This window comes from Paenibacillus sp. P3E (assembly GCF_001909045.1).
GTDB lineage: Bacteria > Bacillota > Bacilli > Paenibacillales > Paenibacillaceae > Paenibacillus_AQ > Paenibacillus_AQ helianthi.
Map to the genome: position 1 here is coordinate 65,165 of NZ_LVWH01000059.1, position 15,758 is coordinate 80,922.

General features: G+C 48.0%; 12 protein-coding genes. 1 reads left to right on the plus strand and 11 read right to left on the minus strand.

The features are described 5' to 3' along the window. Positions 1-140: 140 nt before the first annotated feature. The 6 genes from A3842_RS07300 to A3842_RS07325 all read right to left on the minus strand — a co-directional run bounded on the left by A3842_RS07300 (position 141) and on the right by A3842_RS07325 (position 10,049). Positions 141-3,527 carry a GH36-type glycosyl hydrolase domain-containing protein gene (locus A3842_RS07300; RefSeq protein ID WP_074100917.1) on the minus strand — a complete coding sequence of 1,129 codons (3,387 nt, stop codon included), beginning with the start codon at positions 3,525-3,527 and terminating at the stop codon, positions 141-143. A 52-nt stretch (positions 3,528-3,579) separates the two neighbouring features. Continuing rightward, positions 3,580-5,745 carry a glycoside hydrolase family 3 N-terminal domain-containing protein gene (locus A3842_RS07305; protein WP_074100918.1) on the minus strand — a complete coding sequence of 722 codons (2,166 nt, stop codon included), beginning with the start codon at positions 5,743-5,745 and terminating at the stop codon, positions 3,580-3,582. A 141-nt stretch (positions 5,746-5,886) separates the two neighbouring features. Then, positions 5,887-6,879, minus strand: a complete 993-nt coding sequence (locus A3842_RS07310) for a LacI family DNA-binding transcriptional regulator (RefSeq protein WP_074100919.1) — start codon at positions 6,877-6,879, stop codon at positions 5,887-5,889. 43 nt (positions 6,880-6,922) lie between these two features. Continuing rightward, on the minus strand, positions 6,923-7,747 hold the full coding sequence (locus A3842_RS07315; RefSeq protein WP_074083620.1) for a carbohydrate ABC transporter permease: 825 nt from the start codon (positions 7,745-7,747) through the stop codon (positions 6,923-6,925). A gap of 42 nt (positions 7,748-7,789) precedes the next feature. Further along, positions 7,790-8,644, minus strand: coding sequence for a carbohydrate ABC transporter permease (locus A3842_RS07320; protein ID WP_178381902.1), 855 nt, complete (start codon positions 8,642-8,644; stop codon positions 7,790-7,792). Between the two features lie 163 nt (positions 8,645-8,807). Continuing rightward, the gene (locus A3842_RS07325) at positions 8,808-10,049 is read right to left on the minus strand and encodes a sugar ABC transporter substrate-binding protein (RefSeq protein ID WP_074083621.1); all 1,242 of its coding nucleotides are present in this window, start codon (positions 10,047-10,049) and stop codon (positions 8,808-8,810) included. Positions 10,050-10,475: 426 nt separating this feature from the next. Here A3842_RS07325 and A3842_RS07335 point away from each other — a divergent pair, with 426 nt between their 5' ends. Next, positions 10,476-11,036 carry a GNAT family N-acetyltransferase gene (locus tag A3842_RS07335; RefSeq protein WP_074100921.1) on the plus strand — a complete coding sequence of 187 codons (561 nt, stop codon included), beginning with the start codon at positions 10,476-10,478 and terminating at the stop codon, positions 11,034-11,036. Between the two features lie 101 nt (positions 11,037-11,137). On the opposite strand, the gene A3842_RS07340 is transcribed toward A3842_RS07335, so the two are convergent. The 5 genes from A3842_RS07340 to A3842_RS07360 all read right to left on the minus strand — a co-directional run bounded on the left by A3842_RS07340 (position 11,138) and on the right by A3842_RS07360 (position 15,681). Beyond that, positions 11,138-11,431, minus strand: coding sequence for a hypothetical protein (locus tag A3842_RS07340; protein WP_074100922.1), 294 nt, complete (start codon positions 11,429-11,431; stop codon positions 11,138-11,140). Between the two features lie 69 nt (positions 11,432-11,500). Continuing rightward, positions 11,501-12,733, minus strand: coding sequence for an aminopeptidase (locus A3842_RS07345; protein WP_074100923.1), 1,233 nt, complete (start codon positions 12,731-12,733; stop codon positions 11,501-11,503). Between the two features lie 135 nt (positions 12,734-12,868). Continuing rightward, positions 12,869-14,212, minus strand: a complete 1,344-nt coding sequence (locus A3842_RS07350; RefSeq protein ID WP_074083627.1) for a sensor histidine kinase — start codon at positions 14,210-14,212, stop codon at positions 12,869-12,871. Further along, positions 14,213-14,926, minus strand: coding sequence for a response regulator transcription factor (locus A3842_RS07355; RefSeq protein ID WP_074083628.1), 714 nt, complete (start codon positions 14,924-14,926; stop codon positions 14,213-14,215). 149 nt (positions 14,927-15,075) lie between these two features. Beyond that, positions 15,076-15,681 carry a hypothetical protein gene (locus A3842_RS07360; RefSeq protein WP_074100924.1) on the minus strand — a complete coding sequence of 202 codons (606 nt, stop codon included), beginning with the start codon at positions 15,679-15,681 and terminating at the stop codon, positions 15,076-15,078. Positions 15,682-15,758: the final 77 nt, after the last annotated feature.

A 15,758-nucleotide genomic window follows, 5' to 3' on the forward strand; every position in this document is an offset into this window, starting at 1 on the left:
CAATCAGAAAGATGATTGATGGTATGAAACATATAAATCCATATATTTAAAATAAGCGGCCAGTGATTACTTGGTATCCTGTTTGGAATACCCGTATCACTGACCGCTTTTTCAACTGAATTGCTACTGTTCAATAAAGCTTACATATAAATGTCCACTACCGTGCCTTCTGAACTGCGCAGCCGGTCCAAATCAGCCCGCTTGATCCGCAGTCCGCCTAAGCGGTATGGATTCGCCAGCCGTTCAGCCGGAACGTCCTGTCCATTTACCTTAACATAAGTCAGTTCACCTTGTGAGCAATGGTAGACAAACGTGGCTGGTTTGCCGCCGTAGTCGAAGTCCAAACGGGTACCATCCAATTCATCCGGCAATACAGGATCAATGATCAGATCGCCGCCATCTTCGCGGATGCCCAGTACGTTCGAGATCAGCTGATTCATGTAGATCCCAGGACCGCTGGAGTAGATTCTCCATCCGCCTTTGACTGGAACCGAACCGTCACGCAGCTCTGCAAAACGCTCCTGCGCTTCATACCGGTTGGAGAATTTTCCGTCCGAGCTGCTGAAATAGGAGTTGCTCTGACGCAGTTCCGCATTTGGCACCGCATCGCGGATGCCAATCGGGTTAATGACGGCCAATCCTTTCCATACCTGATCCCGTTTGCCGATCTTCGCCATCGCCTCAACAAAACGGATATGCGCATGCACATACTGCAGACCAATCTCGCGGCCGAAATTCGCCGCTTGCTCCGCCCGTTTGAAATGCAGACTGACACCACCCGCATATTGAGCCGGATGATTCATGAGACGCACGCCGTCAGGACACAAGAATTGCTCCTGAATCAGCTTGTAATGCTCCTCCATCTGCTCCGGAGTCAGCAGCTCACCAATCATGCTTCTGGTCATCGGCAGCAGCCGGTACTGGATACCGGTCTCCTTGTCTTCGGGATGCAGCAGCAGCTTGGCATGGGCAGGATCTTCGAAGTAAAGGAAGCCCGGGATCACATCAGTTCCCAGCATATAGCGGTTGAAGTCACCTTTGATTCCTGCCGCCAGTTCCTTCAGCTCCCCGGACCATGCACGATCGGCTTCCTCCAATACGCCCGACAGTCCAAGAACCGTCTGATACGTTAATGCCACTGTCCAGCTGCTGACCATGTATTGCTTCAGCTGAGCATTGGCCGGCTGCAAGGTGTCATCCCAATCCCCGTCACCATAGGAGGAGAGGAACGTATCATGCAGGAAGTTCGTTTTGATATAATTCAGTTCCTTGACCGCATGTTCCCGCAGGGAAGCCGTTCCTTCTGTAAAGTCAAAATGGTGTCTGCGGGTGTACGGAAGCTGCACATCCAGAACTTCGTAATCCCGGGTCGCCCGCAGATAATCGCCAAGCACCTTCAGCGGCCAGACAATAATATCCCCGTGGCTCTCCTCCTGCTGAATATGCGTATACTTATCGAACATGAACCATTGCGGCCAGCTGCCGTCATCCTCATACTGATGGGCGAACACGGTAAGCAGGATTTCTCGAACCTGTTCATACTTATGGGTAGCCAGGAAATATTCTACCGGACCTTGACAGACATCGCGGGTTCCCCATGCAGCGCCGCCATATTGTTCCAGACCGTGAGGTACGGAATAATGAACCAGCATGTTATGGGTATACCACCAGGCCAGTGCATTTACCCTGAACAACTCACCTTCGTTACCCCCCTTCTCTGTCAGCTTGAACCCATTCATGACTCCTGACAAAAACTCGCGGTACCGGTCAACCTCGGCCTTAACCGAAGTGGAGCTAAGTGGACGCGCCTTGCCATCCAGCAGTCCCTGTAGAGTTAAGGTCCATTCAGCACTCTCTTGCAGCTCCATCACCACAAGGGATGCACTGCCTTGAACCCGGCCTTCTACCAGGAAGGACTCATCGCCCAACTCGTAAGCCGCACCGTCCAGATGCATCCGGTAGGCCAGTTCAGGGTACACCTTCGCGCTTGTACCTGACTTCGCAGCCCGGAAGGTCAGCGTTCCATCTGCCGCATCCTGAGACATTTCATAGGGAACCTCATATTCAGCCACATTCATGGTAATCTGGTTCGTGATCAGGAAACGGTAAGCGATACCGCCAGCAGAACGGACATGCAGTCTAACCTCCGGTTCATCCATAGTGGTGTAATTAGTAATCACCAGGGTATCCGTGGCCGTTTTATAATACCAGCGTACATAGTTAAAACCGATTTCGAACAGCGAAGGCATCGTTAGCAGATGATATTGACCTTCGGAAAAGACATAAATACGTTGCCCCGAGGTCTTGTAGACGTTTAATGCGCTGCGGGGATTGGACATCATTTTATTAAAATTGGTATTGCCGACGACCACCTGGGAATTGAAAATACCATACATATAGGAGGTTGTAGTCATTACCTCAGGATTCAGCCGGGCATTATCACCGCTCATTAGGATCTGTCCATGCGGACGCTCGACAAGCAGCTCCTTATCCTTGAGCACCACATGCTCGTAGCCGTCAGTAAAGAAAGCCAGCAGTTTGCCATCCTCACGTTCCTCCTGGAACTTATGAGGGAACAGCTTATCGAGCTCGCCCCCTGTCAAAGGAAGTGTCTGCAATGGTTCACCGATCTGAGGTTTAACCGATACCTGGTTCAGCCACTCCCCATTTGCAGCGACGCTTCCCAAAGACTGTATTTGCTGCCAGGCCTCTTGGACTGCCTCTTCATACTCAAGCTCCGTAATTGCAGCCGGATGATCTTCCCGGAACAGTCCATAGAACGTAAACCTCGCTTCCCCATCCATCTGAACTTTTGCGGATTGCAGCGCCGTGTAGGCAAATTCATACTGATAAATCTCATTGGCAAGCTTGTCCTGGGACAATGCCTCCGGCTGATTGGTTTCCTTGTAGGATAAGCCGAAGAATTGAAAGCCGTCGGTCGAATATCCCGTAGCACCTTCAAGCAAACCCTGCTGAAGATAAGGGAACTTTCCGTCCTGTGGCTGGTTCTGGCGGGAGCATACAACATACCCGTTCTCTTTGCTTTCAAATACGGCATGATCGATGTATTGGGACAGATAAGCCTCATTGCTTGTAACAGCTCCAGGAGACGCAATACCCACATCCTGAGTATAGATCACGTCCAGAAGAACGCCGCTGCCTTCAATGGAGACATCCCAGAACCAGACACCCAGATCTGTCATGGAAAAGACTACCTGATAACGTATAGCATCTTCTACTCCTGGTCCGGCCTGCTCTGCTGGAATATCGCCTTGCCATATCAAGCGGTCGCCGTCCTTGCGGAAACGGCTGGCTGATTTCACGCCAAGCAGCGGAAATGCCTGAATTCCGTTCGAAGTATGAAGCCTTGCATATAGATTGCCCAGTGCACCGTCGACACTGCTCGACAGGAGCTGATTAATCATCATTTTGCCGCCTAGAGCCTGGTAAAGATCACCACTCTCCAGAAATGTAAAGGCTAAATTACCCTTTTGTAGCGATTGCCTGGTACTAGATTCAATTGTCATTTCATTTCACTTCCTTATCTGATTAGGTATGAGGGCGCTAATGATATACATATTATACCAATCGAAACATTGCGGATTGAGTGTCACGACTGCTGGCGCCGACATATACAGTGAATCGGCCGGGATCACTCGTATAGGACAAATCACTGTGGTGATAGCAAAGCTGGGATTCCTCGATGTGGAAAACAACCTCTCTGCTCTCTCCCGGAGACAGCTGCACCTGTCTGAAATCCTTAAGCTCTTTAACCGGACGCACAGTCTCACCGGACATATCACGGATGTAGAGCTGAACGGTCTCCGTACCGGCTTGGCTGCCGGTATTCGTGACGGTCACCTTGGCTTCCAGTGGACGGGTTGCTGTCATGGTATCCGAGGACAGGGAGAAATCCGCGTAGGCAAAAGTTGTATAACTTAGTCCAAAACCGAACGGCAGCAGCGGTTCATTAGGAATATCAATATATTGAGAAATATAACGGTTGTCTGTTTCTTCCTCCGGTTTCGGCCGGCCGGTACTATAAGCATTGTAGTATACAGGAATTTGTCCAACAGAATAAGGGAAGGACATAGACAATCTTCCGGAAGGGTTCACTTTGCCGTACAGAATATCCGCCAGCGCCGCCCCGCCTTCACTGCCCGGGAACCAGGCTTCCAGCACCGCATCTGCCACATCAAAGATTCCGTGCAGATCAAGCGGACGCCCGTTGAAAAGAACAACAGCCAGCGGTTTCCCAAGCTTCTTCATCTCGCGGACCAGCTCAAGCTGAGCTTCCGGAAGCCGGATATCACTGCGGCTGCCCCCCTCTCCGCTCATGTCCGAGGCTTCGCCAAGAGCCAGTACAATAACCTCGGCTGCCGACGCAGCATCCAGCGCTTTAGCAAGATCAGACTCTGAGAGAGTATCGATACCGCATCCCTTCGCAATTACCACATTGCCGGGATCACCGCTTACCTTCTGCATGGACTCACCAAGCTTCACCGCAGTTTCCTTGGACCCCGTCCAAGACCACCAGCCAAGAATATCACCGCTGTCAGCGAACGGACCAATCAAGGCAACCCGCTGGTCAGCCTGAAGCGGCAGAACATTTTCATTCTTGAGCAATACACTCGACTTCTCCGCCAGTCTCTGGGAGACCTGACGGTGCTCCTGACTGAACACAATTTGCTGTTCCAGCTCAGGGTCAGCTCCGCGCATAGGGTTCTCGAACAAGCCCAGCTTCTCCTTCAGCTTCAGAATCCGCAGTACGGCTTCGTCAATCATTGCTTCGTCGACAAGCCCTTCAGCCACAAGCTCCGGTAAATGATTCACATAACTTGTAGTCATCATATCAATATCGACACCGCTGTGAATCGCCTTGAAAGCAGCTTCTTTGTCATCTTCCGCTGCACCATGGGCAATAACTTCCTTAATCGCCGCCCAATCGGAGATCACAACCCCGTCGAATCCCCATTCGTCACGCAGCAGACCGCGCATTAATCTCTGGTTAGCTGTTGCCGGAATGCCATTTACGATATTAAAAGAAGTCATAACCATCTCAGCGCCTGCGTCGATGGCCGCTTTGTAGGCCGGCAGATAATATTCACGCAGCTGACGCTCCGAGAGATCCACAGTGTTATAATCACGGCCGCCTTCGGCCAGTCCGTATGCTGCAAAGTGCTTCACACATGCCGCTACACGGGACTTGTCGTCCTTAAGATTGTCTCCTTGGAAACCTTGGACAAACGCCTTCCCAAACTCAGCATTCAGATAGGTATCTTCCCCGGTAGATTCCATCACACGGCCCCAGCGGGCGTCACGAACCAAATCGACCATCGGGGCAAACGTCACATGCAGACCGGATACGGCTGCCTCACGTGCAGCAATCTCAGCACTTTGTTCAGCAAGCTTAAGATCCCAGGAACAGCCGATCGCCAGCGGAATGGGGAATATCGTTTTGAAGCCATGGACAATATCCGCCATGAACAGCAGTGGAATACCCAGTCTGTTGCCGGCCAGGTGCTCCTTCTGGACAGCAATCATTTTCTCCGCACCAGCAATACCAAGTACAGAACCGGCAGCCCGTTTGGTGTTGGAATCAATTCCGAGCTCTTCCATAGGGCCGGTAATCTCTGAATCATCACCGGGTTCATCATAAAAAGGAGCTGCCAGCTGAAGCAGTTGGGCTATCTTCTCTTCAAGGGTCATATGTTGCACATATTTGTTATACAGATGTTCAGTCATAGCTGCTTACCCCCCAATGAAACGAAACGTTTCTTTTGTTCTATACCTTTTATAATATGGCTTTATAATGATTAAATCACTGTAATTTCATAAACGTTTCACTTTATTTCGATATACTACCGCTATCATTCCCCAGGGCGGTTAGCTCCGGGGTTTGACCGATTTACGTTCTATAAGCTCAATCTTGAGCTTATAGAAATCATTGACGGTGTCACCGTTCAGCATCTGGAATAGCAGATGTCCCGCCAGTGATCCGGATTCGTACATGGGCTGCCGGATCGTGGTCATCGGGGGCTGAATGTACTCGGCCAGTTGGATATCATCAAAGCCGATCACTGAAATATCATCAGGAACCTTGATACCGCCTTCTTCCAGAGCCTTCATTCCTCCTACAGCCATTTCATCGTTCGCATAAAAGACAGCGGTAGGCAGTTCTCCTTGCATCAGCATCATTTTGGTCGACTTATATCCGCCTTCACGGATGAATCCCCCGTTTAGCTTCCATTTGGCTTTTTCCTCCAAACCCGCTTCCCGCATGGCCCGCTGAAACCCTTGGTAGCGCAGCGCATTGTCATAGGAATTAGCCGGACCGCTGATGTATGCAATATGCTCATGGCCTTTATCGATCAAATAACGGGTAGCACTGTAGCCTCCCTGCTCTCCATCAACCACAACGTTAATGAGGCCACTACCGGTAATCAGCCGGTCCATAACAATGATGGGAAACCTATCGCTTCCGGCAGCCTGCAAAATTTCATCGGTAATGTTGTGTGCCAGCACAATGGCTCCATCCACTCTTTTTTCCAAAAGAAATCTTACTGCCGTGGAATCCTTCCCGCCCATTGAACTGCATGCGATTAGATCATAGGAATTGGACAAGGCCACATCCTGAATGCTCCGGATCAGCTCCGAATAATAGGGACCGGACAAATCCGTCAAGATTAGAGCAATAGTATTCGTGCGGCTTCTTTTCAAATCCATGGCAAAGCCATTTTTCTGATAATTCAGCTGTCTGGCGGCTTCAAGCACCTTTTCCCTGGTTTTGGCGCTCACCTTGCTGTCGCCGCTCATGGCATAGGATGCTGTTGATAAGGCCACCCCTGCCAGCTTTGCCACATCTTTGATTGTTGCCATGTTTGTTCAATCCTTCCCGAGACATGCAATATGCTTCTCTATATTATTTTATGCCGGAGATGGTATATCCTTCTATGATATGCTTCTGGAAGAAGATAAATATAATGATGATTGGCACAACCATGAAGGCAGCCCCTGCCATTTGCAGTCCGAACTCAGTACCATATTGTCCTTTTAGCAGTGATAAACCTACCGATAAGGTGTACAGTCTCTCGTCATTGGCAATAATGAGCGGCCAGAGGAAGCTGTTCCAAGCCCCAATAAAAGTCAGAATACCTTGTACCGCAAAAACCGGCTTGACGATCGGAACCATCAGTTGGAAAAAGATCCGCAGTTCCCCGGCCCCGTCCAGTCTTGCTGCCTCTAGCAAATCCATTGGAATCGTCGTCATGAACTGGCGGAACAGGAAGATCGCAAAAGCGCCGACCAAACCAGGCAACACAATACCCGCCATCGTATTCACCAAATGCATCTGGTTAATAATCAGATAGGTTGGAATCATCGTCACCTGTGAGGGGATCATCATCGTTGCCAAAATAATATAGAAAAACTTGTTTTTACCTGGAAAATCAAATTTAGCAAAAGCATAACCGGCCATCGCGTTTAGAAACAGTCCCACAAAAGAGCACAGCACGATGATCAGTGTATTTTTCAAATAAATTAAAAAGTCCATCTTCACGAACAAATCCCGGTAGTTGGAGAACGTCGGGTGGTTCGGAATGAGTGTTGGCGGAATCACAGTAAATTCATTCTCAGGTTTAAAGGAAGAGCCGATCATCCAGATGAACGGCACCATCATCAGCAGTCCTCCGATAATGAGCAGTGCGATCATCAAGCCTTTTTCCATATGTTTCATTTTCAATGCCATGAAAGTATCCTCCTCTTTAAGCTGCAGCGCAGAAGCTGAAACTTAATATTCCACTTCTTTCTTTTTGACCGCGAATTGAATGAGCGTCACCACAATGATAATGATAAACAGCACAAACGAGCCAGCAGCCGCATAGCCAAACTTACTGAGCTGGAAACCGTTGTTGTAAATGAAGAGTGCCATCGACATCGTTGCATTGAGCGGTCCGCCCTTGGTCATAACCAGCGGTTCTTCGAAGAATTGAATCCAGCCAATCAAGGTCGTAATGGTCACAAAGAAAGTAGCGAATCCCAGCAGAGGAACTGTAATGAAGCGCAGCTTCTTCCAGCCTGTTGCTCCGTCAATTTCAGCCGCTTCGTAATAGGAACGGGGAATACCCTGCAGGGCCGCCAGGAAAATAATCATATTAAGCCCGATGGATTTCCAGAACGCCAACAAGATCAGGGACAGTTTCGCAAGAGTCGGGTCCTGAAGCCATTCCTGTGCCGGAAGGCCGAAGATAGACAGAATGTAGTTGAACAGACCATAACTGCCGTTGTACAGATATCCCCAAACCACTGCCACCGCTACAATGTTGGTAATGGACGGCATGTAATAGATGACACGGAAGCTTTTGAACAGCCAGCTTGTTCCGTAATTAAGCAGCAGGGCCACTCCCATGGATGCGAGCACTACAAGCGGTACACCGATAACTACATAGATCAGTGTGTTATACATCGATTTCAGGAAGATCGGGTCTTTAAAAATATTAATGTAATTGTCGAAACCCGCACTGCTGATATTCGAATAATCTGCAAGTCCAACCAAATCCATATTGGTAAAGCTGATGACCAGCGCAATAATAATCGGAATTATGGAAAATAAGGTCAGCAGGATTACGGCAGGCGCGATAAACATATAAGGGTATTTATTTTTATTCCATTGCTTCACAAATGAACTCACAATTGCTCACATCCCTTCGCTTTCTTGCACTTTCTTCCTAATTAAGAACGAACGTACATACTGCCGGGACCTCTTATCGGGAGATACCGGCAGTATGTCTGGCAAGTATGATACTTACTTACTTGTTGCCGAGAAGTTCATTTGCCTTGGCGTTCAACTTGTCGAGTTCAGTTTGCGTATCTGCACCGCCCACCGTAATCTGTTCGAACGAAGCCATAGCCGCTTTTGCAATCTCTTCATATTCAGTAACCATTGGAGCAGGACGGCTGTTCTCAAGCTGTTTGCCGAAGGCTTGGATCATCGGGTCCTTCAGCGCATCATTCTTCCAGGCAGACTTAAGAGCAGGCAATGAATTCGAAGTTTCAAAGAATTTCAGCTGTGCTTCCTGTTCAGCCATAAATGCAATGAACTTCGCGGCTTCATCCGGATTTTTGCTGTAGTTGAAAATAGATAGGTCTGCACCACCAATGGAGGAGGTATTGGTTTTCTTCGCAGGCAGTGTTGTAACAGCCCATTTGCCGTCAATCTCCGGCGCTTTTTCCTTAACGGTCTTAATCATCCACGGACCGCTGATGAACATCCCCATAGTGCCATCTTTGAATGCAGCTACCGTATCCAGATCTGTACCCTTAGGGGACAAACCTTCATCATAGAAGCTCTTTAGAAAATTAATGGTTTCCACATAAGGAGGTTGGTTGAACTGTGGCTTACGGTTGCTGTCAATCAGCTCGCTTCCGTTCTGCCAGGCGAAGATTGCAGTATAGATTGAATCCTTTGCCTCGATAGGCAACGCATAATGTCCGGCTCCGCCTTTGGCTACCAGCTTCTTGCTCGCATCCTTCAGTTCATCCCAAGTCTTAGGACCTTCCGGATAGCCTACGTCACCTAGCAGATCTGTACGGTAGAACATGGCGCGTGTTTCAACATAGAAAGGAATCGCTACTGTCTTGTCTTCATATTTCGTCGTTTGAACAGCACCGTCGAAAAAGTTTTCCGCTTTCATGCTTGGGTATTTTTCGATATAAGGTGCCATATCCTTCAGCGCACCGGCAGCTGCAAATTCAGGAATCCAGGTTGTACCCATTTGGACTACGTCCGGACCGTTTTTGGAAGCTACGGCTGTCAGTAATTTGTCATGTGCATTATCCCAAGGAATCGCTTGAACTTCTACTTTAATACCGGGATTTTTTTCTTCATACATCTTGGCAATCGGTTCTACGGTATCTGCAGTACCCATGAACCACACCTTTAATGTTTTGCTGTCACCGGATGCTGAATTATTGGAATTCCCACAACCTGCAGCAACCAAAGAGAAACTCATCAATACTGCTGTAGCTACTAAACCTGTCTTTTTCTTCATTTCTTTCACCCCTATTTTAGTGTTAGCCAAACTTAAAAAACTATGAATAAAGCCCATACATCGAAACGTTTCGATTTTTTTCGAAAAAAATTTCGAGTTTTTCTGTGAAACATAGTACGAATTTCAGACCTCATAGTCCATATTTACCCATTTTTTGAGATCAAAAACTACTTTTTCTACATTTTTCCTCGAAAAGGAGATCTTCCCCTCAGCATGTTGCCCGTTTATCGATTGCGTGATTCGAATCGTTTCGATAGCCCTATTATATGACTTGCTGTTAGCGATTTCAAGTAGGCTATCCAAAAATATTTCGAATAAGAATAGACCAAACATTATTTATACTAGAATTCTCTATTGTGCAGCATTTTCTGCATCGGTAAAGTGGACGGTAGAGATCACTGGATAACTATAGAAAGCGGGGATAATATGAAAATAGAAACCACCCTTGCCACAGGGAAAGAAGCCTATATCATCAAAAATTTATATCCGCTCTACCTGCATGACTTGTCCGGACATTATGGGCTTTCGGATGGGCCCGTTCTTAATGAACATGGTATTTTCGAGGATACCCCCGGGATTCGAACATTGGCTGAACAATATGATGTGCAGAATATATGGTGGGAAAAGCCGGGGTGCCTGCACCCCTTTCTAATCCGGGCAGACGGCCAGCCTGCAGGCTTTGCTCTTGTAGCGACTCCACCCCATTGTGCTGCGGGAGTGGACTATTTTATGAATGACTTTTTTGTACTGCAGCCTTACAGAGGGCAGGGATATGCACAGCAGGCTGCAGTCCAGGTCTTCGAACGCTTCCATGGCGTATGGGAGCTGTTCACGAATCCGGCGGAAAAAAATATCACCGGGCAGAAATTCTGGCGAAAGACGGTGTCGGGTTATACAGGCGGAAACTATGAGGAACATGCCGGAGCAACCTTCGATGGCCACAAGCTGGTATTCAGATTTAAGAATAAGAATCCACTTCAAAGTTAGTTTTCGGCAAAAGGGGGTTCTCCAGCATCCGTATCATAGATGTTGGGAGAACCCCTGAACAAAGGCCACCGTCGCCGCTTATCCGCGGGTCAGTCCTGCGCTTAATCCTTTATGAGGACTTCAAGATTAATTTCCTTTAGCCTGTTTGCTGACCGATCTTTGATCTTCAATTCCAGCGACCCGGGATCATCCAGCCAGTTGCTTGCAAACGCATATGCATATCCATCTTCCGTACCCCCGCCTGAAACCAGGCTGAGCCGGATAGACTTTCCCTGAACCTTCGATATTATTTCCTGAAAGAAGGCAGCTTTGAAAATATCGCTCCTGGTTTCCCTGTCATTCTCCTCCGGCTTCTTCTTCAGTGCAATGCTTGCCTGAATTAGAAAAAGCTGCAAAGCCCACCCCCAGGTGAGTTCGCAGCTTCTGTAACGGATATAAAAGTTAGTGATATAATTCCCTGTGTTTTATAGTACCCAGTTTCCTTTGCGGAAGACGGGTTCAATGGTTCCATCGGCCAATTCGCCGTCGATATCAAGCTCTGCGGAGCCGACCATGAAGTCAACATGCGTCAAGCTGACATTGGCTCCCCGTTCCAGCAGTTCTTCGCTGCTCAGTGAGGTTCCACCTTCGATATTTACCGGATACGCGCTGCCGAGTGCAAAGTGGCAGGAAGCATTCTCGTCGATTCCGGTGTTGTAGAATACTCGATCCAGACGTGAAATAGGAGAATCATGCGGCACCAGCGCCACTTCTCCCAGATAAGAAGCTCCTTCATCCGTTTCTAACAAAGAGGTCAGATGCTCCCGTCCGGATTCTGCATCATAAGCCGTTACTTTTCCGTCTGTAAAGGTAATCTTAATCCCATCTACAAGCCGTCCGTTCAAATTCAGCGGGAGTGTGCTGCTTACTGTCCCGTTGACTCCCTTACGGTGCGGCATAGTATATACTTCTTCAGTCGGCATATTGGCTACAAAATAGACTCCGGCCGCATTTTCACCGCCACCGCCGCGCCAGAGATGTCCCTCAGGAAGCTCTACGTGCAGATCCGTTCCCGGAGCGCGGTAATGCAAGCTTTTGTAGCGTTTGGCATTCATCCGTTCCTGGGATTCCTTGAGATCGGTAATATGCCCGCGCCAGGCAGCTACCGGGTCCTCGCTGCCCACACGGTTCATCTGGAATACAGCCTCCCACATCGCTTCCACTCGCTGTTCTTCCGGCAAATCCGAGAACACCTTGTCCGCCCAAGCCTTCGTTGGCGCTTTGATCAGTGACCAGCTGATTCGGCTATTGCGGGTATAGTTCTGATATTTCTTGCGCGCTATGGCTGCGGCCTTTACTGCAGTGGATACTTTGGAGGAATCAATGCCGCGGAACAATTCCGGATCAGGCACCTTAATATGTAAAATAGCTCCGCCCTCTTCCGCAAATCCCTCCAGCATATCAGCATGCCACTGCGGATAATATCCAAAAGAATCCTCTGCGGCCTTCTCGTAGCGAATCCGAGTTACCTTTTCGTCATCCCAGTCGACAAGCACATATTTAGCTCCTGCTTCATACGCCTTGCCTACAATCAGGCGGGTGAGCTCTGCTGTTTCCAGCGGCGAATGAATCATCAGTACTTGTCCAGGCTGAATATTCACTCCGACCTTGACCACCAGGTCCGCATATTTCTCCAGCATCCGATCAAAATCCTTCATCGCTTCATTTCCTCCGTATCTTTAATTACTGTGCCTTATGCGAAACATCTCCGCTGCTTGTAGCAGCCGGAGGTTCGTATCCACTGTAATTTTACCGTAAAATACATGAGGTTGCGAGTCCAATCCGAATTCCATTTATGCACCCGTTCCGGTTAACCGCCCGATATGTTTAATAAAACTGAACCGCGCACCGCCAAGAGGGGAGGTGGAGTATACTAACTCTCCGTCTAAATTCGTGGCAATCTGTCGGCAAATCGCCAAACCGAGTCCGGTAACCCCGTTAGATCCGGTATAAAACCGCTGGAAAACAGCATCCCGCTCCATTTCACTTAATCCATTGCCGTCATCGTCAATATGTATGGCCCAGACAGCTCCGGGATATTCCGCATCGATTCGCACACAAATTTGGCTCGAAGTATGTCTTACAGCATTTTGCAGCAGATTCACCAGAACCTGGAACAGCTGCTCTCCAGCGACAACAACTTGAAGGCTCGCCCCTTCCACCTGGAGCTTAATTGCCCGTTCATTAGCTGCCGGCATGAGTAAGAGTGCCGCTTCTTCTGCCATTGTACGAAGATCAATTGCTGATGCAGGCCAATATTCATCGACCGCCTCCAACCTGGAAAGCTGAAGCAGCTTGTCCACCATATCCATCAACCGCACAGACTGCGTTAAAATGACTTCAAGTCCCGTCTCTTGTGTAACCACCTGATCTTGGATGGCAAACACAAAACCGTGTATCGACATCAACGGTGTTCTGAGCTCGTGGGAAACGTTCTGCAGGAACTCAACCTGATTGCGCTGATGCTGTTGTATGCGGTCAGACATCGACTGAAAAGTAGTAATCAATTCGCCGATTTCTGTGGTATCTCCCACCGGAAAGGCTTCATCCTGCGAACGGTAAGGCTCATAGCGGCCTACTGCTTCCTTCAGCTGATTCAATGGACGCACTACCCTCGAAACGGTCAATAGGCCTATGACCAGGATCATTAAGAGACTGAATCCAATCGCCAGAAGTGTTGTCCGCATCAAGGAACCGTAGAGCGCTCTAAGTGAGGAGAGTGGAGCATAGATGAAGATAGAATAAGGCCGGCCGGCCAAACGTTCTTTGGTGAAGAGAATCTTTCTGCCGTGCAATACCGCTATACCCTTCCGCCCGGAAAGTGCATAATTCAGGGTGTTTCCTACTTCCCTGTCGTCGTTAGCATCGATGATTTTATTATTTGGATCGAGAATAAGATAGTCCGCATCCAGCATCAGACCCTTTACTACATATTTGAATTCCGTGTTGTTTAGTCCGGAGATATCGCCATTACGCAATATTTTCTCCGCTTTTTCTGCCTGCCCATGCAGCTGAGCCTTGACCTGATTCACCAGAATATCATCAATCAGACTGACGAACAGAGCTACCGTAATTCCAACCGTAACCACAAGCGCCAAAAAAAAGGACAACAGCATCTTGCCTCTAATAGTATGCATCTATATTTTGTTCACGGTCGCTTTGTAGCCGAAGCCCCAGACCGTATTAATCAGTAGTGAAGAACCGTGCTCAGTAAGCTTTTTACGGATTCTTTTGACAAGATCATCCACAACCCGGACATCTCCGAAGAAATCATAATTCCATACATGCTGGATCAGTTGTTCCCGGTCAAACGGACGCTCTAAATGCGATGCCAGAAAAAGAAGCAATTCAAATTCACGCGAGGTCAGGCTTATTTCCGTGTTATTCACAGAGACCCTGCGAAAATCAGCATAGATCTCCAGATTTCCGGCATGGCATATATTCTCCATTTTGGATGCAGCCGCAGGGTCAACAGACGAACCATTCCCTAATTTATACAGACGCAGCATTGCCTTAACCCTGCCTACCAGTTCACGAGGATTGAACGGCTTGCTTAAAAAATCGCTACAGCCCAGCTCCAGCCCGTATATACGGTCACTTTCTTCCCCCCGTGCAGAAATCATAATAATTGGAATCTCGGTAAACGAACGTATTTCAGTTAGTAGAGAAAGTCCGTCAATTCCCGGCATCATGATATCCAGGATCAGACATTCAGGTTCATCCAAGCGCACATATTCCACCAGATTAGCCCCGCTGGCAAATGAAGTCACCTCATAGGCTTCCTTCCGCAAATACTCAGAGAGCAGTTGTAAGATGAAAAGGTCATCGTCTACCACTACTATTTTGCTCACCGTAAAGTCACTCTGCCTTTCTATATCAGCCTTTTATATATACAGCGTAACACAATAGATAAAAGACGGGAAACCTGTGTATGGCCCCGTCTTGGTTGAAGATAGAATATGAAGCTGACTTACAAGATCAGAAGGATGTATTAGATTCCTTATTTCTTAGTTGTTTTTGCCGGTGCCTTTACCGCGGTTTTTGCCGGTGCTTTTACTGTTGATGTTTTTGCTACTGTAGTTTTGGCCGGTGCTTTTACTGTTGATGTCTTTGCTACTGTAGTTTTGGCTGGTGCTTTTACTGTTGATGTCTTTGCCACTGTAGTTTTGGCTGGTGCTTTTACTGTTGATGCTTTTTTCACTGCAGTTTTAGCTGATACTTTTTTAGTGGATGCTTTTTTCACTGCAGTTTTAGCTGATACTTTTTTAGTTGATGTTTTTTTCACTGCAGTTTTTGCTGATGCTTTTTTAGTGGATGCTTTTTTCACTGTAGTTTTTGCTGGTGCTTTTACTGTTGTTGATTTTGTTGTCGATTTTGTTGCTGCTACTGCCTTTGCTGGTGTTGCAGCGGTTTTAGGCAGTGCAACGTGTTTTACAGCAGGTGTAGCTACTTTTGCGGTTGTAACTGTTTTGACAATCGGTGCTGATGCCTTTGTCGTAACTGCTGCCTTGACAGGTGCTGCTGCCGCAAATGCACTTGTCGAGCCTCCTACCACGCTAATCACTGCCAGTAATGCAATTGCTTTTCTTGTCCATTTGTTATTCATCTTGAACCACCTCTTCCTTTGAAGTGACTTTAGAATAACAATTGGATACGGGAATTCTGTGAGATAAATATGAAAAA